We start from the raw sequence: 20,826 nt of genomic DNA on the forward strand, positions 1-20,826 counted from the left end.
ATTTCTGCTACTCAAATATTTGTATCATCATTTACTTTTATAAAATCTCATTAACCGAATAATCAGAATAAATCTTTTCTCCATCAGTAAGCAACTTTTTCAATTTTATTTTTTCTTCAATTGGTAAATATTCTACAAAAATATTTTTTGCATTTTTTCTCTCCTTCTTGGTTGAGTTTTCTAAAAATGCTATATTTTCTGGCACTTCAATTTTCGTATTTATCTCTTCAATATTATTTTTGTCCAAATCATCTATTTTTACCATAAAATCTTCAGAATTTATTATTATGCAAAATCTTTTCTCCACTTCCTGTTTTCCAGCTTCACTTAACTTTTCAGTATTTTCCTGATGTTTTTCCACAATATTTTCAGAGTTTTCCACATTCACATTATTTTTAAACTCTATTTTTTCAACTTTTTTATACTCCAGTTGTTTTGGCTCTTCGTTAATTTCACTTTTCACAGCGTTTTTATCTTCTGTCTTAAAAAATTTCATTTTGCATTGAAAAATCTGTTTTTATAATATTTTCAAGCTTTTCTGTATCCTTGTAGTTATAAAATAATGTAAATGGATAACTGTTTTCCGAATATTCTTCATTTATATCAAAATACGATTTTATAAAATTGTTAAAAGCTGGATTTTTATCTGAACTCATTACAATTTGACTTTTTTTATCAGTCATTTTTTTATAATAAATTCCAACTGTTAGTAAAAAGTTTTCAAAATTTGACATTTTGTATTTATATTTTTCATTTTCATCAAAAATATTTTTTATAATCAAGTTTTTATTTTGCTTAAAAAACTGTGCCAGAAATTCTTTAGTCTGTGAATTATACTCCATTTTTCCAATCAAAAATTCTTTTATCTTCTTAAAAATGCCAATTTGCGTGTGATCGTAACATTTAAAATTATAATCTCTTTTTATCAGTATATTTACAATATTATGATTTGAAGCCTGCTTCACATCCTCCATTTTCACAGTAAAATTCCAGTTATAATACCGATTTAAAAGTATTAATAAGTTGGAAATGCTGTAATCAAGCCGTCCAATGAATTTTCTTCCTTGAAAAAGCGAAATCTGGTCAAATTCCATTTTCATTGTAATTTTCTTTTCCGTTTCCAGCTCAATATTTGTATAAAATACAGACTTCATCGGGAAAGATGTGTTAAAAAGCGAATGATAATAAGATAAAGTATCGTCCTTCAACTGCGACACTTTCACATCCTCAACATACACTTTCGTATAATATCTGTCCTGAAACATTTCCGTCTTTAATTTGTAAACAATATCGTAAAACAAATTCTCGTTCAGTTCTTTAAAATACTCGCCAGAATTAAACCAGACAGCATTTTTATTAAAAAATCCCTTTTGCTTTATGTCAAACATTATATGGTTTTTATTTTCTCCAATAAATTTTATATTTTCAAAAAGTACGTTATTGGTTCTGAACGTCGGCATTGGATTTCCAAAGCCAAATGGTTTTAAAAGTTCTATTATTTGGAAAAATTCGTACGAAACCTTTTGAATTGGGATTTGCTTATCAATTTCTATTATTTTTACAAAATCCTCTTCTTTCAGTTTTGTTTTTGCAAATTTATTTATTTTTTTCCTAAATAATTCCAAATTTTTTATTCCAATCGTAAATCCAGCCGCTCCAGAATGTCCCCCAAACTTCACAAAAAGTTCAGGCATTGACTGTAACGCTTCCAAAATATTAAAGTTCCCAATACTTCTGCATGATCCAACTGCTATTCCTTCATCTTCCTTCACTTCAATGATAATCGCAGGCTTGTAATATTTATCTACAATTTTGGAAGCCGCTATACCAATTACACCGTGATGATATTCAGGCGAATAGTCCACAATCACATAATCTTCCTTCAAATCGCTTTCTTCAATGTGTTTTTCCACTTTTTCCACGATTTCATTCTGTAATTCTTTACGCTCAAAATTTTTATTAATCAATTCCTTTACAATTATCTCAATTTCTCTATCATTATCCGAAATTAGTAATTTTACCACCATTTTTGCATCTTTAAGCCTTCCAGCCGCATTAAAGACAGGTGCTATGATAAAGCCCACATCATACGAATTATATTCAGTTTTCTCATTAAAATCTGAATTTTGCGTACTAAACAATTTATACAGCAAAAATCTAAGCCCCTTATTTTTAGAACGGCTAAGCTGCTCCAGCCCAAACTTAGTTAAAATCCTGTTTTCTTCCACCAGCGGCACAATATCCGCAACTGTACCAATTGCTACTAAATCGAGATATTTATATGCTTTTGCCTTTTTCCCAATTCTTTCATAAAGACAAAGAATTACCATAAAAATAGTACCTACTCCCGCTAGAAACTCAAAGGAAAATTCATTTTCAGGACGTTTTGGGTTCACAACCGTGATAGCATTTGGAACTTTGTCCCCATTTAAATTATGGTGATCTGTAATAATTATCGGCAAATTTATAGAATTTGCAAACTCCACTTCAGGAAACGCTGTAATTCCACAATCCACAGTAATTACCAAATCTGCCCCAGATTCTTTTATTTTTTTCAATGCTTCATTATTCAATCCATACCCTTCATCCCGAATAGGAATGTAGTAGTTCACATTTTCCGCCCCAAGCTCTTTTAATGCCATATACAAAATAGATGTCGAAGTAATTCCATCCACATCATAATCTCCATATATCCAAATATTTTTCTGTTCCTTTATCGCCTTTTCAATTTCCAAAACCGTCTTTTCCATATCCTGCAGTCCATAAGGATTCTGGATATTTTCAAGTTTTGGATTCAAAAATTCTCTTATTTCCTTCTCTGTAGTTATCCCACGTGAATAAAGTATTTTCAAAATATCATTATCAATTACTGAACTCAAATTTATATTTTCAAAATTCTGTTTTTCAGTCTTACTTTTTTTCAATTTTTTTGTTTTTTCATCATTTTTCTGCTTGTTGTCTCTTTCAATATATTCCCTCTCCTGTCGTGGATTAGGAATTATTTTTGCAGCCCATTTCGTATTTCTCATATTTTATCTCCTCTTTTATATTTTCCCCTCTTATTTTAAACTTTATTTTTATTATTGTACTCTCTTTTTAAGTATTCGAATACTAAATTCTTTTAAAATATTCATTTTAATACTAATTTCTAACTAAAAATGGTACACAACCGATGTTTTCGCTAACTTAACTTTTTCATTTTCACAAGAGGTCAAAAACCCTTGCTTCAGAATATTTGTTTTATTAATAAAAACATATAGTTGTTGAACAGGTTTAATCAATAGCGATTAATATATACTTTTTCCTAATTTATTATACATAGTTTAATTAGATATTAGTATAAGCTATTTTGATTAATATTTCTTTATTAAAACAGCCTTCATAATTAAATTAAAAATGTCGTGATTTTTTTGGAATGAAAACGATTGTTTGAGCATAGCGAGTTTCGTTTTCGTTTCAAAAAAATGCTTAGACAAGCCGGGTTTGCAAAGGGGATGGCGACTGTTCCCCTTTGCTTTATAATAAAGAAATAACATATAAATTTTAAAAAATATTTATTAACAATAATTCATCTTATGGATCTTAAATAAAAAGCATTAATTTGAATATCTACATAATTTTACCACATTTTTTTATCAAAATAAATGCCAGCTATTCTAATTTTTTTCTAAAAAATAAGAAAAACCCCTAAAATAAAGGGGAATTTCTTTTTATAAAAAATAAATTTTATTTTAATTTAATTTTATTCTTCTGTTGAATAATCCATTGCTGCCATTCGTTTATAGTAGTTCCAGTTGTCTTTGGCATTTTTTAAGTTTGCTTCAAGCAATTCTTTGGCTTTTTCAGGAAATTCTGCGGCTAAGGTTGCATATCTTCGTTCTCCTAGCAGGAAATCTTCATATTTATCCCAAGCTGGATTTCTTGTATCCAGTTGAAGTGGATTTTTCCCTTTTTCAGCAAGTCTTGGATCAAATCTGAAAATTGGCCAGTATCCTACTTCTGTTGCAAGTTTTTCTTCTGTCTGGAATTTACCCATTCCTGCCTTTATACCATGCTCAATACAAGGCGAATAGGCAATGATTATTGATGGTCCTGGATATTCTTCGGCTTCTCGTATTGCTTTTAATGTCTGATTTTGATTTGCTCCCATTGACACTTTCGCTACATAAATATTCCCATAAGTCATAAGTATTGCTGCCAAGTCCTTTTTCTTAGTTGGCTTTCCAGAAGCAGAAAATTTTGCCACTGCTCCTGCTTTTGAAGCTTTTGAAGCCTGTCCTCCTGTATTTGAGTAAACTTCAGTGTCAAGCACAAGCATATTTACATCGTCTCCAGAAGCCAACACGTGATCAAGCCCACCAAATCCAATATCGTAAGCCCATCCATCTCCACCAAACATCCAGATGGATTTTTTGATTAAATACTGTTTCAATTCCAATATTTCATCTATATTGCTCTTTACTATTTCATTTGTATTTTCCAATTTTTCCTTTTCCATTAAAGCTACCAGTTCATCACGCATTTCTGCAGTTTTATCTCCACTATTAAAGTTTTCTGCAAATGAAGTAAACAAATCAGAAAGTTCTGTTGAAACATCGTCTTTTATTTCATTTATTCTTTTTAAAATTCTGTGCCGAATTGTGTTTACAGCCTGAAACATTCCGTATCCATATTCAGCATTGTCCTCAAACAGCGAAGAGGCCCATGCAGGTCCACAGCCGCTTTCTGCCGTTGTATAAGGCGTTGACGGTGCAGACGCTCCATAAATTGAAGAGCATCCTGTCGCATTTGCTACAATCATACGTTCTCCGAATAACTGTGTTACCAATTTAATATAAGGTGTTTCTCCACAGCCTGCACACGCTCCCGAAAATTCAAACAGCGGTTTTGCAAATTGTGAGCCTTTTACGGTATTTTTTCCTAAAATTTTGTCCTTGTATGAAACATTGTTAAATAAGTAATCTGTATATTCAACTTCATTTCTTTCAATTTGGGATTGAATTGGTTTCATAACAATGGCTTTTCCACGAGGAGCAGGACACACGTCTACACACGCACTGCATCCTGTACAGTCCAGCGGCGATACTTGAATTTTATAGTTCAAGTCGTTCATTCCACGTCCCAGTGCCTTTATTGTCGGCATTCCTTCTGGAGCTTTTGCCATTTCTTCCTCGTCAATCAAGAAAGGACGAATTACAGCGTGTGGACACACATAAGCACATTGGTTACACTGAATACACATATCAGGCTGCCATTCTGGAACTTCATCTGCTATTCCCCTTTTTTCATAATTTGCCGTTCCATGCTCAAATGTTCCGTCTTCACGTCCTAAAAATGCAGAAACTGGCAATTCTTCACCTTTCAGATTGTTAATCGGATCAGCCACCTTTTTTACAAATTCAGGTTTTGCATCGTCAATGATTTTTTCATCAACTTCAAGATCTGCCCATTCAGGCAATACTTCAACTTCATCCAGCCCATCAATCCCTCTGTCAATGGCATCCCAGTTTTTTTGAACAATATCCTGTCCTTTTCTTCCATAACTTTTTTCAGCATATTCCTTCATGTATTGCTTCGCCTCATCGTGAGGAATTACTTCCGAAAGATAGAAAAATGCCGACTGCATAATAGTATTCGTCCTATTTCCAAGCCCAATTTCCTTTGCGATTTCCGTTGCATTTATCAAGTAAAATTTAGCCTTTTTACGTGCAAGTTCCCTTTTTATCTCATTTGGAACATATTTTAACAGTTTTTCCTTATCCCAAATTGTATTTAATAAAAATATTCCACCTTCACGTAGCCCTGAAATCATGTCGTATTTTCCCAGATAGGCAGGTGCAGAGCAGGCAACAAAGCTGGGCTTTGTAACTAAGTAAGTAGAACGGATTGGATATTTACTAAATCGTAAGTGCGAACGTGTTACTCCACCAGATTTTTTTGAATCATAAGCAAAATAACCCTGTGCATATAAGTCTGTCTTATCTCCAATAATTTTTATCGAATTTTTATTTGCCCCAACTGTTCCATCTGAACCAAGACCATAAAATAGACAGCCTTTCACATCCTCATTTCCAGTAAACACTTCATCTTCCAGTGCCAGGGATGTAAATGTAACATCGTCAATAATTCCGATTGTAAAGTTGTTTTTAGGTTCCTTTTGTGCAAGATTCTTGAATACTGCCACAATTTGTTCAGGCGTTGTATCCTTTGATGAAAGTCCGTATCTTCCGCCAACAATTTCAGGTGCATTTTCACGTCCATAGTAAAGTGCCTTTACATCCATATACAATGGCTCTCCCAATGCTCCAGGCTCTTTTGTCCTGTCAAGTACAGCGATTTTTTTCACGCTTTTCGGCATCACATCAAAAAAATACTTGCTAGAAAATGGACGATATAAATGAACATTCAATGCTCCCACATTTTCGCCATTTTTATTAAGATAATCCACAACTTCCTTGATTGTTTCATTTACAGATCCCATTGCAATAATAACTCTTTCAGCAGTTTCTGAACCGTAGTAAACAAAAGGTGCATAGTTCCGTCCTGTTTTTTCGCTAATTTTTTTCATATAGTCATTTACAATATCAGGCACAGCTTCATAAAATCTATTTTGAGCCTCCCTTGCCTGAAAATAAATATCATCATTTTGAGCAGTTCCTCTTGTTACAGGGTTTTCTGGATTTAATGCTCTTTCCCTAAATTCCTGCACAGCTTTTTTATCAAGCAGACTCTCCAAAAATTCATATTCCATAACTTCTATTTTATTTATCTCATGCGAAGTCCTAAATCCATCAAAAAAGTGCATAAAAGGCACTCTCGACTTAATTGCCGCCAAATGTGCAATTCCAGCCAGATCCATAACTTCCTGAACCGAACTTGTCGCAAGCATAGCCCAGCCTGTCATTCTAGCCGCATAAATATCCTGATGATCTCCAAATATTGACAACGCCTGTGTAGAAATTGCCCTTGCCGCAACATGCATTACCCCTGGCAGCAATTCCCCAGATATTTTATACATATTAGGTATTTTTAATAACAATCCTTGAGAAGCAGTAAATGTCGTAGTCAAAGCCCCAGTCTGAAGCGATCCATGTACAATCCCCGCAGCTCCAGCTTCCGATTGCATTTCTACAACCTTTACCGGCATTCCAAATAAATTTTCCTTTCCGTATGATGCCCATTGATCTACAAGCTCTGACATAGTTGACGACGGAGTAATTGGATAAATTCCAGCAACTTCCGTAAATGCGTACGCTATATGAGCCGCAGCCTGGTTACCATCCATTGTTTTCATATTTTTTGTCATTTTTCCCTCCAAATTAAAGAATTTTATAATTTCTTTACTTAATTTACATTTATAAAATTCTAGCTATATATAATTATATATTTTCTAGTCCAAATTTGCAATTACTTTTTAACTTTTCTTTCTATTCTTTTTTATTTTTATAAAATAAACCGTTGTTCCAAAATATTGTTTTTATATTTTTTGTAATTTTTTAAGTAAATTACAGAGTAACTAAACTAAAAAATGAAATGGGTTTAAAATTTGGAAAAAATTATGTATAATATTAAATAAAAAACACTAAAAAAATGAATTAAGGAGACTAAAAAATATGACTTTAGAAATTACTACACCTGCCGTTCTTTTTCCTACTGTATCTCTACTTTTACTTGCATATACTAACAGATTTTTGGCACTTACAGCGATTGTTAGACAGATGGATTCGAGCGGGGAAATAGAACATGAATTTTATCAGGTTAAAAACTTGAGGAAAAGATTGAAGTACATTAAAAGAATGCAATATTTTGGGGTTTTTAGTTTGTTAATGTGTGCGGTTTCGATGTTATTCCTGTTTTTTCAGATAGATTTTATTGGAAAAATCAGTTTTGCAATAAGTTTGGTATCGCTCATAATTTCGTTAATATTTTCATTGTTAGAAATTCAGATTTCACTCGAAGCTTTAAGAATTCATTTGAATTATAATGAAAATGATACTGAAATTGAGGAAAAAAATAAATAAAAACTAGAATCATTGTACATACATAAATTATTTGATGGAGAAAAAATGAAAAAATTTTTATTAAATTTAAAAAATAAAGATAAAATTGGAATTTACAGATTTGATACTGATGGATTTTCTGTTGGAAATATTCTAAAAATTTGGGACAATTACTTGCTTTTAAAGTCTTATGATACTCAAAATAATGAAGATGGAATGAAAATTTATCAAATTGATAAAATTCAAAGAATTATTTTGGATTCAGATTATATAAAAAATTTAGGAAACAACTTATTAGATAAAACGGAAAGCAGTTACGAATGGCTGTATACAAAAAACTTAAATTCCATTGATGATATTTTAGAAAATATTATAGAGACTAGAACTTTAGTTTTTTTACATTTAAAGGACGAAACAACAGAAATTTGCTATATTACCAAAAAAATTGGAGAAAACTATTTTTTGGAAATACTGGATTATAATCTAAATATAACTTCTACAGAAATTATTTCTAAAAATTATATCCGTTTAATAAAATTTTTTGACAGGAAAAAAATAAATAAAGATTTTGAGATTCATAAAATTAAATTATTTGTTGGAAAAACCTATATTGGAAATATTGTTATGGAAAATGAAAAGTTTTTAGTTTTAAAAGAAATTTTCGATTTTGCAACTGAAAAATTTGTAACAGTTATCCGAAAAGAATTTATTGAAGAAATATCTAAACCATTTACTGAAGTTAAATATATTGACAAAATAAACTTAAATAAATATTTTGAAAACATTAACAGTCTAGATTATCTTTCAATTTTAAAAATTTGTCAGGAAAATAATTTATTTGTTTTTATTGACAATGAAGATTTTGAAGATAGTAAAGTTGGGATAGTAACAAAATTGGAAAATAAAAGATTACAATTAAAACTATTGGATAAAAATTTTCAATTTATTGAAATTTTGAATATAAATTATTTAGATATTCATATTTTTTATATAACAAATTATTGCTATATATAAGGTTACATCTCGTTAAAGTTAAAGTTTTTTGCAATATATTTTAACAAATAAAAAACTTTTTCATAACATTTGAATAAATCGGAAAAAATTGATATAATTAGAACGTAAAGTAATTTTGTTAAACTCAAAAATTTGAGTTTTTTAAACACTAGATTTTTTATAGCTTGAGTAAAATGAAAACAAATATTTTATTGTTAATAATTAAATTGAAGGAGGAATGATGATTTCGTTAATTTTGGCGGCAGGGAAAGGGACTCGTATGAAGTCCGATCAATCAAAGGTTTTACACAAGGTGAATGGTGTTCCTATGATTAGAAGAGTTGTCAATGTGCTGGAAAATATCGGAAATGAAAAAAATATTTTTATTCTAGGACACAAAAAGGAAGATGTTCTAGCTGAAATGGGAAATGTCGTTTATGTCACACAAGAAGAACAGCTTGGAACAGGACACGCTATTCTAATTGCAAAGGATAAAATCAAGGAATACGGTGAAGATGTGCTCATCACTTGCGGAGATACACCTCTTTTAAAAGAAGAAACTTTGAAAAAATTAAAGGATAACTTTGATGAAAAAAATCTTGACTGTATTGTGCTTTCATGTAAAGTTAAAAATCCATTTGGATATGGACGGATTGTTAAGGAAAATGACAAAATTTCAAACATTGTCGAAGAAAAGGAAGCAAACGAAAGTGAGAAAAAAATAGATGAAATTAATACTGGAGTCTATATTTTCAAAAATCAAAGTCTGCTTTATGCGATAGAAAAAATTGACAACAACAATTCAAAAGGTGAATATTATTTGACTGATGCTATAAAAATATTGACAAATGAAGGTTACAGTGTTGACAGCTTTCAAATTGAAGATGAAGATGAAATTTTAGGAGTAAACTCAAAAGTTCAGTTAGCACAGGCAAGTAAAATTTCAAGAGACAGAAAAAATACTGAACTTATGGACAACGGAGTAATTCTGATTGATCAAAATACAACTTATATTGAAGATAATGTTAAAATTGGGCAAGATACTGTAATTTATCCAAATGTTACAATTCAAGGTAATACAAAAATTGGTAAAAACTGCGAAATCCTGGGAAATACAAGAATTGAAAATTCTGTGATTGCTGATAACGTGAAAATAGAGGCTTCTATTGTCGAGCAGTCTACTCTTGAGGAAGGGGTAACTGTGGGACCTTTTGCACATTTGCGTCCAAAAGCACATTTGAAAGAAACTGTACATGTGGGAAACTTTGTGGAAATAAAAAATGCTACGCTTCAAAAAGGTGTAAAAACAGGGCATTTGACTTATATTGGAGATGCTGAAGTTGGGGAAAATACGAATATCGGTGCAGGTACAATCACTTGCAATTATGACGGGAAAAATAAACATAAGACTAAAATTGGAAAAAATGCCTTTATTGGAAGCAATTCAATAATTGTAGCTCCAGTTGAAATAGGAAGCAAAGTTCTAACAGCGGCTGGATCGGTTATTACAAAAGATATTCCAGATGAAGCATTGGCATTTGGAAGAGCAAAACAGGTTAACAAAGAAAAAAAATAAACAAATATTTTAAAAAATAAAAATGTCAAAAAATCAAAAATTATAATGTATATTTTAATGTTAATTAATAATAAAAACATTTTAATAAAAATTCAAAATATAAAGAGAGAAAGGGAAATAAAATGATAACATTAACCAAAGAGGACAAAAGCAGAATAAAAATTTTTGCAGGATCATCTAGTGAAGTTTTAGCACAAAAAATTGTAAAATATTTGGATATGGATTTATCATCTGCTGAAATTGTAAGATTTGCCGATGGAGAAACTTTTGCGAAGTCAAATGAAAGTGTACGTGGATGCAAGGTATTTATCATCCAATCTACTTCAAAACCTGTAAATGAAAGTATTATGGAGCTTTTAGTTTTTATTGATGCGATTAAAAGGTCATCAGCCAGAGAAATTATTGCGATAATTCCTTATTACGGATATGCAAGGCAGGACAGAAAAGCAAGTCCACGTGAGCCAATCACATCAAAACTTGTTGCAAACCTACTTACTGTCGCAGGGGCTACAAGAGTAATCACAATGGATTTACATGCAAGACAAATTCAAGGATTTTTTGACATTCCAGTGGATCACATGGAAGCATTGCCAATTTTGGCTAAACACTTTATAAAATATGGATTTCACCCAGAAGACACTGTTGTTGTTTCACCTGATGTTGGTGGTGTAAAAAGAGCGAGAGGACTTGCAAATTGGCTACATACGCCACTTGCGATAATTGATAAAAGACGTGCCAAAGCAAATGTTTCGGAAGTTATGCACATTATTGGAGATATAAAAGGGAAAAAAGCTATTTTAATTGATGACATGATTGATACAGCTGGAACAATATGTAATGCGGCACAGGCTCTAATTGACAAAGGAGCAACAGAAGTTTACGCATGTGCTACACACGCTGTATTCTCAGACCCTGCGATTGAAAGGTTAAAAAACTCAGCTTTTACAGAAGTTGTAGTAACTGACACAATCCAATTACCTGAAGACAGAAAATTTGATAAATTAAAAATTTTATCAACAAGTAAAATGTTTGCAGAAATAATAAAAAGAATTTCGAAAAATAGTCCAATAAGTGACTTATTTGAAATGCCAGTTGACGATGATAATGATGAATAAAATTGAAAATGCAGTACGTATTTTGAAAAATGGGGGGGTTGCCATATTTCCAACAGATACTGTTTATGGGATAGGCACTCTTCCAAAAAAAGAATACATGGAAAAAATTTATAAAATAAAAAAAAGGGATTTTTCAAAAAAAATAATCGCTTTAATCAGTGATAAAAATAAACTATCAGAATTAATAAACGAAACTGATGAAAATATGAAAAAAATTGAAAATATCCTCAAAAAATATTGGCCGGGAGAATTGACTGTTATCTTTCGTGCAAATCAGAATTTTACAAAACATTTTGATAAAAACATGAAAACTATTGGAATTCGTATTCCAAAAAATGAAACTACCCTTGAAATAATAAAAAAATCTGGAGGCGTTTTATTAACCACAAGTGCAAATATTTCAGGCGAAAATGCTGTTACTAAAGTAGAAAATCTAAGTCAAGAATTAATAAAAAATGTAGATATAATTATTTCAAATGAAAAAGTGAAACTGACAGGAAAACCTTCTACAATTGTGAAATATGAAGATGGAAAATTGATATTATTAAGAGAAGGAAATATTGCATTTGAGGAAATAATCAATAATTTTAGATGATAATATTTAAGATTAAATTGACAAAAGTTAAATATTTGAGTAGAATAATTATAATTTTAATAAATTTTTATAAATATAAAAATAATAAACGGAAAGGAGTCTTTTATGGCAAAAATGGTAAATCCAAATACTGTTAGCAATATGGATTTAATAAATGCAAAATCACAAGCGAAAATGCAGCAGATTGTGCAGAAAGTTGGAAAAGGAAAAAGAAAAGTTAATGTTACGTTTTCTAAAATGTCAAGAAGTTATCTGACAAGAATGATCGAGGAAATGAGAAAAATGATGGGGCAATACGAAAAACAGCTTCCAAATGTATTTGCTTTTTTCAAATATTTAGAAAATGAAGTAAAAATAACAAAGGCAAATAAAAAAGAAAAAACTAAAAATGTAAAACTTTCTTACGAAGAAGTTGACTTTTTTAAATTGCAGCTAAAAGAAACATTAAAAGGGATTGACGCTCAACGTGCTACTTTAAAATGGTACAATTTGATAAAAAAAGCATTATTTAAAACATTGACAAAACAAACAGAAGTAGTGCTGGAAGAATTTAATTCTGGAAGTGTCAAAAAGAAATAAATAAAAAGTAAAAATATAAAAGTGGGAAGGAAAATTGAGGACAATGAATAAAAAAATAAACGAAAAAGTAAAACTTAAAGACTTTGCAGATAATAAAAACAATATATTATCAAATGACACGATTTCTTATCTAAATGAAATTGTAAAAGCTGGATTTAAGGAACGTGCCAGTGATATTCACATAAAATTTGACTTACTTGAAGGAATGGAAATAAAGTATCGAGTTGATGGATACCTTATGGAAAGCCAAAACTTATATGAAACTGTGAATAAAAAAGTGCTGGAAAAAAATATCACCGAAATTATTGCCAGAATAAAAATTTTGGCGGGAATGAATGTTGCAGAGAAAAGAAAGCCACAAGATGGCAGCTTTTCTTTTTTATTTAATATAAAAAATCTTAATAAACGCTACGACATAAGAGCTGCCTATATGCCAACAATCGGTGGTGAAACTATGGTTTTACGTATTCTTGAAAATTATCTGGAAGATATAAATCTTGAAACACTTGGATTTTCAAATCAAAGCGTAGCAATGTTAAAAGAAATTTTAACTAGAAAATATGGAATGATTTTGGTTAGCGGTCCGACAGGATCTGGAAAATCCACAACTTTAAAATCTCTAATAACTATGTTAAATGACGGAAGAAAAAAAATCATAACTGTAGAAGACCCTGTTGAAAGTAAAATTGAAGGAATTGTTCAGATACAGGTAAATCAGAATATTGGAGTAACATTTGCTGAAGTTTTAAAAGCCACGTTAAGAAACGATCCTGATATTATAGTGATTTCAGAAATTCGTGATGAAGTTACCGCAGAAATTGCTGTAAGAGCTGCATTAACAGGACATCTTGTTATATCCACAATTCACACAAATGACGCTGTTTCCACATTAATCAGGCTAGTGGATATGGGTATTCCAAAATATTTGATATTAGATTCGTTAATTGGCGTGATTGGACAACGACTGGTTGGAAAAAAATGCCAGAAATGTATGGGAGAAGGTTGTAGTGAATGCTCCAATGGATACAGCGGCAGAATTTCGATAAATGAAGTACTTGTGCTGAATCAGGATGTGCGAAATATTTTAAAAGAAGACAACCATCTCGGTTCTGAAACTAAAAATAAACTGAAAATGCTGAATCAAAAATCTAAAAATCAAAAGCACTTTATTGATTTTATGGAAGATGCGAATGAAAAAATTGAGAAGAATTTGATTTTCGAAAGGGAAAAGACAAGTATTATTTTTTAACAAAAAATGCAAGGATTTTTATTTCCATTATCCTTGCACAAATTTGTTTTTTAGGAAATTAAGTTAATTATTTAGCTAATTTCCTTTTTTATTTACTTAAATTTTTTATTTCTATCACTTCTTATTAACTGTAATGTTAATATTAAAATATATAAATAAACTAAATATGGAATAGCCCCTATCTTATGTAACCCTATAAAAATTAATGCAAAAACAATAATTCCAAGTGTCAGTAATATTCCTTTTCCAACTTGTTTTACCACTTCTTCCTTCACCTCGTAACCGAATACAACAGGACGGAACACTTTATTTATATATCTCGTAAACGGATTCAAAATTAACAATACATACGATAATGTTTCATTTTCTACTCCAAGCATTGACAGAAGCACAATCACAACACCCAGTATTATTCCATAATAAATCTTCCCAGCTGCAAATGATGGACTTGTCGGCATATCAGTTGCCATAAATATTCCTGTTAATAAAAGTCCTCCCATTGAAACAGAAATTCCATCTTTTAAAATCATTGTGGCTATAAATGATGTAGCAAATAAAGTTACAGGGATATGCCATGAAATACGGTTTTTTAATAATAAATACAGCCCTCCCAGAATTAATGCAAATGCAGAATATGACCCCAATGAACCTGAAGAAGTTAACAATAGTTCGTCTAAATAGCTCATAATAGGTGTTTTCTGAAAATTTACAAAGAAATTTATTTTTGATAATCTTAGTGCTTCTTGACTAAACCAAATAGTTCCAGAAGACATTGCTGCTGGAAAGAAAACTGTCATAAATTCACGTCCTACTACCGCTGGATTAAGTACATTTTTCCCAATTCCTCCATACATCAGTTTTCCAAAAATTATAGCCATGCTGGCTCCAAAAGCAACAACTGGTAATGAAGTTAACGGTGCCAAAGTCAAAGCCATCAAAATCCCTGTGATTACTGCTGATAAATCATGTGCAGAATCCTTGTCATTCAAAAATATTCTTGAAAACAATTTTTCAGTTATTACTGCTGAAAAAATAGAAGTTACTATTACTAATAAAGCTGTTAACCCATAAACAAGTCCAGCTGCAATTATAGCAGGGAATAAAGATATAATAACATCTTTCATAACATCTCTCACTTCAACATCTGTTCGTACGAATGGATTAAATGACATTTTTTTCATTTCTCTTTTTTTAAAAAAGGTTCTTATTATTTTTCTTCGTTTAATTTTTTCATCTTGTTTCCCTAAATTTTTTTCATTTAAAATATTTGATTTTTCATATACTTTTGGTTTACTTAAATTTGTATTTTTTATATTTTTCTTTTCCTCATTTTCTGCTTTTTCATTTACTTCTTTTTTAATTGTTTCTCTTTTAGTTTTTTCATTTCGTGTTTTTTCCAGCTTTATTATTTTACCATTATTATGCAAATTTTGCTGATTAATATTCCTTTTTTTAGGCAAATTTTCGGTTTCTGAAGGGTGAACTGCATCATCATTATCCAAAAGTCCATTTTTAATTTTTTTTCTTACATCTAATATTTCTTCTAACAATGTTTTTTCATCTGTCATTATTTATTCGCCTCCATTTCCGACAAAATTGCTTTTCCTGTTTTTATGCTTTCTATTAATGGAACTCTTGATGGACATACAAACTCACATGCTCCACATTCTATGCAATTTTGAATATTCGCTGTAACCATCTGTTCGTATTTCCCTTTTTCATAATAATCAGCAAATTCAAAAGGCATAAGATTCATAGGACAGGCTTCTACACAATATCCACACGAAATACAATTTTTCCTTTCAATTTCTTCTGGACTTAAAAATAGTATCCCAGAAGTCCCTTTAATCACAGGCACTCGAGAATCAAAAATTTCCATTCCCATCATAGGGCCACCAAAAATAACCTTTTCTTCATTCCGAATATCCAATTCTTTTACAATATGATAAAGCGGCGTTCCAAATTTTATTTTGTAATTTCCTATATTTCTTGCTTCTTCACCAGATACTGTAACAACTCTTTCTATAAGTGGTTTCCCTTCAAAAAATGCATCATAAATTGCCTTTACTGTACTTACATTACTTACAACTACACCTTGTTCTAATGGTAATTCACCTTTTCGTACTTTTTTACCTGTAACAGTATTTATTAGCTGCAATTCACTTCCTTGTGGATAAATCGTTGGCAACAACTGAATTTTTAAATCAAATTCTTCTTCTTTTCCTATTTTTTCAAAAATTTCAATCAGTTCGCTATTTTCTTCTTCTATTCCAATTATCATTTCTTTTGGATTTAGTAATTTTTGAATAACTTTCAATCCACGGAAAAGTTCACTTGTGTAATTTTTCATAACAGAATAATCAGAAGTCAAATATGGCTCGCATTCAGCTCCATTTATTATAAATGTTTCTACTTTTCTAAATTTTATATCATATTTTATATGAGTCGGAAACTGTGCTCCTCCAAGCCCCACTATTCCTGCCTCTTTTATTATCTTAAAAATTTCATCTTTTTTTATTAATTTTAAATCTCGAAGTTCCCTTTTTACAAGATTTTCTTCCTTATTTTTAAAATCATTTGCAATAATAATAGTTTTCACTTTATTTCCATTAGCAATAAAATGCTCAACAACGTCAACAACATCGCCTGAAACTGGTGAATGTATATTAGCAGATATATTACCTGAAATTTCACCTATTTTCTCATATTTTTTTACATAATCTCCAATTTCTACTACTGGAATGGAAGGACTTCCTATATGTTGCGAAAGTGGCACATATAAAAGAGCAGCATCTTTAAGTTCCTTTAATTCGGTGTTTTTTGTCATTGGTTTCATCGGATGATGTTTTTTTATAGTTTTTTTCTTTTTTTCTTCTGTTTCTTCAACATTTTTGTTTAAAAGAATATTGATTATCCTCTTTATACTTCTATTTCTAGCCATTTCTCTCTCCAATTTATTTTTTAACTTTTTAAATTATATTTCAATTCTTTAATAAAAGACATACTCTAAATTTAACAATCCTTGACTTTTACTAAAAAATTCAAATTTTAATTATTTTTTTACCTAAATTAATCAACATAAATACTAAGCGGAAAACAAGGGGATTCGATTATTTCATCCCCCTTGTTCTTGATTATTTACTATAATCCTAATTACTTTCTGTCATAAGTTCGTCTATTAAATCCTTCACATGGACAATTTCCTTTAATCTCCATCCGTTAGCTCCCGAGAAGAACAATCCACTTTGAAGCCTACCTAAATAGGCATCTCCTAAGCTATCTGCAATACAGTATCCCACTCTATTTGCACCTTTTCCACGTTCACATGGGAATACACAGTTGCTTATACATTTTATTTTTTTTGTATTAGGCTCTAATGTTTGAACTAAGTTCGTTTTTACAGCACGTCCTGGATAGCCAACTGGCGAACTTACAATTACTATGTCCTCTTCTTTTGCATCGAGCAAAACCTGTTTTAGAACATCGCTTGCATCACATTCGTAAGTACCGATAAATCTTGTACCCATTTGAACGGCATCAGCTCCAAGTGCCATAATATTTTTTATATCATTATTGTCCCATATTCCACCTGCCGCTATAATAGGAAAATCTCCCCATTTATCACGTTCCTCCTTAATCGGCGGCAAAATTGCTTCCAGTTGATGTTCAGGAGCAAATAATTCTTCATATTTTGCACCTTGATGTCCTCCACTTTTCGGTCCTTCCACAATTACTGCTCCCGGCATTCTCCCAGCAGCTTTCCATTTTTTGCAGATTATTTTCAAAGCTCTGGCTGATGAAACTATCGGCACGATTTCCACATCCGGATAATCCTTTACAAGCCTTGGAAGTTCCAATGGAAGCCCTGCTCCTGTAACAATAATATTTGCCCCAGCCTCAAGAGCATCCTTTACCACTCTCTCATAATCATTTATTGCATGAAGAATATTGCACGCAAGCGGTTTATCTCCACAAATTTTTCTTGCATTTTTAAATATTTCAAAAAGTGCTTCACGATTATATGCATTTTCTGTCCCAAGAGGACGACCATTTACGGCTTTTTTCACAAATCTCATATTTTGGTAGTATCCAGTACAAATAGCACTTATTGTTCCAAGGCATCCATTTTTAGCTACATTTCCAGCAAGCTGATCCCAGCTGATTCCAACACCCATTCCACCTTGAACTATCGGCTTTTCAATAAAATATTTCCCAATTTTTATCCCTTTTAATTCGATTTTTTTATTTTCATTTAAAATTTTAGAATTTTCTTCTTTAATTTCCTTCACTTCGTTCACTTTGATTTCCTCCAATTTTATAATTTTTCTAAATTATTAACATTGATTATTTTTAAAAATTATATGGTGGAGCCCTACTAATCTTCTTTTTTTCACTTACTGAAGTGTAATTTAAAATTACATTACAAAAATGCAATTTAGGCAAAATATATATTAATTTTGTTATTTTTTCAATTATTTTTTTTCTAATATCATTTTCAATAAAATTTATATACCCATTGGCACAAAGCCGTTCAAAATTTTCTACCAGCCTTTTTAAATCAACATTTTCCAAAAACGATAAATCAATCCCTGAATTTGAAATATGTTTATCCAGCATTTTCAAAAATTCATCACTTTTATTTATCACAATTTTTTTATTTTTCTCATATAATAATGCAACGTTTTCAATATTTAAAAAATTTATTTTAGAAAAAGTTGCCAAATAATCTTTTTTTGTAACCTGTTCAAAAAACTGTGTAACAACTGTTTGCACAACTTTAGATAACTTTTTCAACCGAAATTTTTCAAACATAAAACCTCCTTTATTGCTTGTGATAAATCCTGTAAAACCAAACCCAAAAATTGTATCTATTTAATTTAAACTAGCTTGATTTTTTTATATTTTAATATGTATTCAAAAAACTTATAACACACGTTATTTTTTAATTATATAATGTTTTTGGACTTTTTACAATTAAATATTTTTATTTTGATAATCAAAATATTTTTTGAAAAATTTTTTCCTAATTTTTATTTCTTCCCCTCTCTTCTTCTTTTTTTCTTAGTTAATCCAATTCTTCTTGTTAAATTTTTTATATATCTTATATAAGTCTCCGATTTTTAACCAAATTAACTGTTAAAATAAAAAATATGAAATTTTTTTGAAATAAAAAAGGATTAAAACAAATATTTATTAGTGATAACTCACTTTACAACTCTAAATTGAAAAAAATAAAATTGCAGAAATTAACTAAAATTGATATAATAATAGAAAATATAAATTTAAAATATAGAGGTGAAGTTATATGAATAATATCATCAATTATGCTGGAGAAGACTTTGAAAATGAAATAATTTCGCATACTGGACTTACACTTGTGGATTTTTATGCTATCTGGTGTGGACCTTGCCAAATGCTTGAAAAGGTTCTCTCTGAAGTGGCTAATAATTCCAAGTGCAGGATTGCCAGAGTTGATGTTGATGATTATCCTGAGTTTGGAACTAAATTTAAGATAAGAGGACTTCCTATGCTTATTCTTTTTAAGGATGGAGAAATTGTAGAAACATTAAATGGATTTCAAACTTTTGATGAAATCATGAAAAAAATTAATTTGCATAGTTAATTTAATAATTTTAAAATTTTCTTACATACAAAAATAGAAATTTTAGAAAGAAAGGATGTTTTTATGAAAACAATTTTGGTTCCAGGAGGAGCAGGATATATCGGCTCTCACACGGTTTTAGACTTGATAAAGAAAGGATTTCATCCTATTATAGTTGATGATTTTAGCAATTCAAGCAAAAAGGTTATTTCAATTTTAGAAGAACTTTCTGGAACAAAAATATCTTTTTATGAACTTGATATAAAAAATAAGGAAGGCTTGAGAAAAATATTTAATGAAAACAAAATTGATGCTGTAATTAATTTTGCTGGATTTAAAGCTGTTGGAGAATCTGTGAAAAAACCACTTATGTACTATGAAAATAATTTATTTGGTATGGTTACTTTACTTGAAGTAATGAAAGAATTTGATGTAAAAAATATTGTATTCAGTTCTTCGGCTACGGTTTACGGAACTTCTGATAAAGTCCCTTTCGTAGAAACTGATCCAATGGGAGAAGCTACAAATCCTTATGGACGTACAAAAGTAATTATCGAGAATATTTTAATGGATTTAGCAAAATCTGACAAGACTTGGAACATTATTGCACTTAGATACTTTAATCCATTAGGTGCCCATGAAAGTGGAAGAATTGGAGAAGATCCAAATGGAATTCCAAATAATCTTTCCCCTTACATAACTCAAGTTGCAGTAGGAAAACTCGATAAATTACATATTTTTGGAAACGATTATGACACTCTAGACGGAACTTGTATAAGAGATTTCATTCATGTAAATGATTTGGCGGCAGGACATTCAGCAGCATTAAATTACTTATTTAATAATGAAAATCTTGGTTTTGATGCAATAAATTTAGGAAGTGAAAAAGGGTACAGCGTTCTTGAAATCCTACATAATTTTGAAAAAGCTGTTGGAAAAGAAATTCCTTATGTAATTGATGGACGAAGAGCAGGAGATATTGCTGTTTGTTATGCTGATGCCTCAAAAGCCAAAAAATTATTAAACTGGGAAGCAAAATACACTATTGAGGATATGTGCAGAGATTCCTGGAACTGGCAGAAAAAAAATCCAAATGGATTTGAAGATTAATTTTTTT

Annotated in this window: 16 protein-coding genes; 9 read left to right on the plus strand and 7 right to left on the minus strand. The window is 30.5% G+C overall.

Features of this window, described 5'->3' with window-relative positions:
• Positions 1 to 37: 37 nt before the first annotated feature.
• The 3 genes from QU666_RS10660 to nifJ form a co-directional block, all read right to left on the minus strand.
• The gene (locus tag QU666_RS10660) at positions 38 to 496 is read right to left on the minus strand and encodes a hypothetical protein (RefSeq protein WP_304984830.1); all 459 of its coding nucleotides are present in this window, start codon (positions 494 to 496) and stop codon (positions 38 to 40) included.
• Positions 483 to 3,029, minus strand: a complete 2,547-nt coding sequence (gene recJ / locus QU666_RS10665; protein WP_304984831.1) for a single-stranded-DNA-specific exonuclease RecJ — start codon at positions 3,027 to 3,029, stop codon at positions 483 to 485. The genes QU666_RS10660 and recJ overlap by 14 nt, the downstream gene beginning before the upstream one ends.
• A 713-nt stretch (positions 3,030 to 3,742) precedes the next feature.
• Entirely contained in the window at positions 3,743 to 7,306 is a 3,564-nt protein-coding gene (gene nifJ / locus QU666_RS10670) for a pyruvate:ferredoxin (flavodoxin) oxidoreductase (RefSeq protein WP_021768996.1), read from the minus strand.
• A 307-nt stretch (positions 7,307 to 7,613) separates the two neighbouring features.
• On the opposite strand from nifJ, the gene QU666_RS10675 reads away from it, so the two are divergent.
• The 7 genes from QU666_RS10675 to QU666_RS10705 all read left to right on the plus strand — a co-directional run bounded on the left by QU666_RS10675 (position 7,614) and on the right by QU666_RS10705 (position 14,107).
• The gene (locus tag QU666_RS10675) at positions 7,614 to 8,021 is read left to right on the plus strand and encodes a DUF2721 domain-containing protein (RefSeq protein WP_021768995.1); all 408 of its coding nucleotides are present in this window, start codon (positions 7,614 to 7,616) and stop codon (positions 8,019 to 8,021) included.
• A 45-nt stretch (positions 8,022 to 8,066) separates the two neighbouring features.
• Positions 8,067 to 9,014, plus strand: coding sequence for a hypothetical protein (locus QU666_RS10680; protein ID WP_021768994.1), 948 nt, complete (start codon positions 8,067 to 8,069; stop codon positions 9,012 to 9,014).
• A 220-nt stretch (positions 9,015 to 9,234) separates the two neighbouring features.
• The gene (gene glmU / locus QU666_RS10685; protein WP_036070585.1) at positions 9,235 to 10,569 is read left to right on the plus strand and encodes a bifunctional UDP-N-acetylglucosamine diphosphorylase/glucosamine-1-phosphate N-acetyltransferase GlmU; all 1,335 of its coding nucleotides are present in this window, start codon (positions 9,235 to 9,237) and stop codon (positions 10,567 to 10,569) included.
• A 122-nt stretch (positions 10,570 to 10,691) separates the two neighbouring features.
• Entirely contained in the window at positions 10,692 to 11,684 is a 993-nt protein-coding gene (locus tag QU666_RS10690; RefSeq protein WP_021768992.1) for a ribose-phosphate pyrophosphokinase, read from the plus strand.
• Positions 11,650 to 12,279 carry an L-threonylcarbamoyladenylate synthase gene (locus QU666_RS10695; RefSeq protein ID WP_304984832.1) on the plus strand — a complete coding sequence of 210 codons (630 nt, stop codon included), beginning with the start codon at positions 11,650 to 11,652 and terminating at the stop codon, positions 12,277 to 12,279. Before QU666_RS10690 ends, QU666_RS10695 begins: the two co-directional genes overlap by 35 nt.
• 105 nt (positions 12,280 to 12,384) lie before the next feature.
• Positions 12,385 to 12,858, plus strand: coding sequence for a hypothetical protein (locus QU666_RS10700; protein WP_021768990.1), 474 nt, complete (start codon positions 12,385 to 12,387; stop codon positions 12,856 to 12,858).
• Positions 12,859 to 12,901: 43 nt separating this feature from the next.
• Positions 12,902 to 14,107, plus strand: a complete 1,206-nt coding sequence (locus tag QU666_RS10705; protein WP_021768989.1) for a GspE/PulE family protein — start codon at positions 12,902 to 12,904, stop codon at positions 14,105 to 14,107.
• A 92-nt stretch (positions 14,108 to 14,199) separates the two neighbouring features.
• On the opposite strand, the gene QU666_RS10710 is transcribed toward QU666_RS10705, so the two are convergent.
• The 4 genes from QU666_RS10710 to QU666_RS10725 form a co-directional block, all read right to left on the minus strand.
• Complete coding sequence (locus QU666_RS10710; RefSeq protein ID WP_021768988.1) at positions 14,200 to 15,675, minus strand: RnfABCDGE type electron transport complex subunit D; 1,476 nt, start codon at positions 15,673 to 15,675, stop codon at positions 14,200 to 14,202.
• Positions 15,675 to 17,048, minus strand: coding sequence for an electron transport complex subunit RsxC (gene rsxC / locus QU666_RS10715; RefSeq protein ID WP_021768987.1), 1,374 nt, complete (start codon positions 17,046 to 17,048; stop codon positions 15,675 to 15,677). The genes QU666_RS10710 and rsxC overlap by 1 nt, the downstream gene beginning before the upstream one ends.
• Positions 17,049 to 17,256: 208 nt before the next feature.
• Positions 17,257 to 18,282 carry a nitronate monooxygenase gene (locus tag QU666_RS10720; protein ID WP_051285813.1) on the minus strand — a complete coding sequence of 342 codons (1,026 nt, stop codon included), beginning with the start codon at positions 18,280 to 18,282 and terminating at the stop codon, positions 17,257 to 17,259.
• 175 nt (positions 18,283 to 18,457) lie between these two features.
• Entirely contained in the window at positions 18,458 to 18,919 is a 462-nt protein-coding gene (locus QU666_RS10725; protein ID WP_021768985.1) for a hypothetical protein, read from the minus strand.
• Positions 18,920 to 19,412: 493 nt separating this feature from the next.
• Between QU666_RS10725 and QU666_RS10730 the strand changes: the two genes are divergently transcribed.
• Both QU666_RS10730 and galE read left to right on the plus strand, forming a co-directional pair.
• Positions 19,413 to 19,730 carry a co-chaperone YbbN gene (locus tag QU666_RS10730; RefSeq protein WP_021768984.1) on the plus strand — a complete coding sequence of 106 codons (318 nt, stop codon included), beginning with the start codon at positions 19,413 to 19,415 and terminating at the stop codon, positions 19,728 to 19,730.
• 63 nt (positions 19,731 to 19,793) lie between these two features.
• On the plus strand, positions 19,794 to 20,819 hold the full coding sequence (gene galE / locus QU666_RS10735; RefSeq protein ID WP_021768983.1) for a UDP-glucose 4-epimerase GalE: 1,026 nt from the start codon (positions 19,794 to 19,796) through the stop codon (positions 20,817 to 20,819).
• Positions 20,820 to 20,826 lie beyond the last annotated feature (7 nt).

Origin of the sequence: Leptotrichia sp. HMT-225, assembly GCF_030644325.1 — a bacterium.
Classification (GTDB): domain Bacteria; phylum Fusobacteriota; class Fusobacteriia; order Fusobacteriales; family Leptotrichiaceae; genus Leptotrichia; species Leptotrichia massiliensis.

Excerpts from the sequence above, each read along its gene's own strand:
- QU666_RS10660 (WP_304984830.1), bottom strand. The coding sequence starts at position 496 with ATGAAATTTTTTAAGACAGAAGATAAAAACGCTGTGAAAAGTGAAATT.
- recJ (WP_304984831.1), bottom strand. The coding sequence starts at position 3,029 with ATGAGAAATACGAAATGGGCTGCAAAAATAATTCCTAATCCACGACAG.
- nifJ (WP_021768996.1), bottom strand. The coding sequence starts at position 7,306 with ATGACAAAAAATATGAAAACAATGGATGGTAACCAGGCTGCGGCTCAT.
- QU666_RS10675 (WP_021768995.1), top strand. The coding sequence starts at position 7,614 with ATGACTTTAGAAATTACTACACCTGCCGTTCTTTTTCCTACTGTATCT.
- QU666_RS10680 (WP_021768994.1), top strand. The coding sequence starts at position 8,067 with ATGAAAAAATTTTTATTAAATTTAAAAAATAAAGATAAAATTGGAATT.
- glmU (WP_036070585.1), top strand. The coding sequence starts at position 9,235 with ATGATTTCGTTAATTTTGGCGGCAGGGAAAGGGACTCGTATGAAGTCC.
- QU666_RS10690 (WP_021768992.1), top strand. The coding sequence starts at position 10,692 with ATGATAACATTAACCAAAGAGGACAAAAGCAGAATAAAAATTTTTGCA.
- QU666_RS10700 (WP_021768990.1), top strand. The coding sequence starts at position 12,385 with ATGGCAAAAATGGTAAATCCAAATACTGTTAGCAATATGGATTTAATA.
- QU666_RS10705 (WP_021768989.1), top strand. The coding sequence starts at position 12,902 with ATGAATAAAAAAATAAACGAAAAAGTAAAACTTAAAGACTTTGCAGAT.
- QU666_RS10710 (WP_021768988.1), bottom strand. The coding sequence starts at position 15,675 with ATGACAGATGAAAAAACATTGTTAGAAGAAATATTAGATGTAAGAAAA.
- rsxC (WP_021768987.1), bottom strand. The coding sequence starts at position 17,048 with ATGGCTAGAAATAGAAGTATAAAGAGGATAATCAATATTCTTTTAAAC.
- QU666_RS10720 (WP_051285813.1), bottom strand. The coding sequence starts at position 18,282 with ATGGGTGTTGGAATCAGCTGGGATCAGCTTGCTGGAAATGTAGCTAAA.
- QU666_RS10725 (WP_021768985.1), bottom strand. The coding sequence starts at position 18,919 with ATGTTTGAAAAATTTCGGTTGAAAAAGTTATCTAAAGTTGTGCAAACA.
- QU666_RS10730 (WP_021768984.1), top strand. The coding sequence starts at position 19,413 with ATGAATAATATCATCAATTATGCTGGAGAAGACTTTGAAAATGAAATA.
- galE (WP_021768983.1), top strand. The coding sequence starts at position 19,794 with ATGAAAACAATTTTGGTTCCAGGAGGAGCAGGATATATCGGCTCTCAC.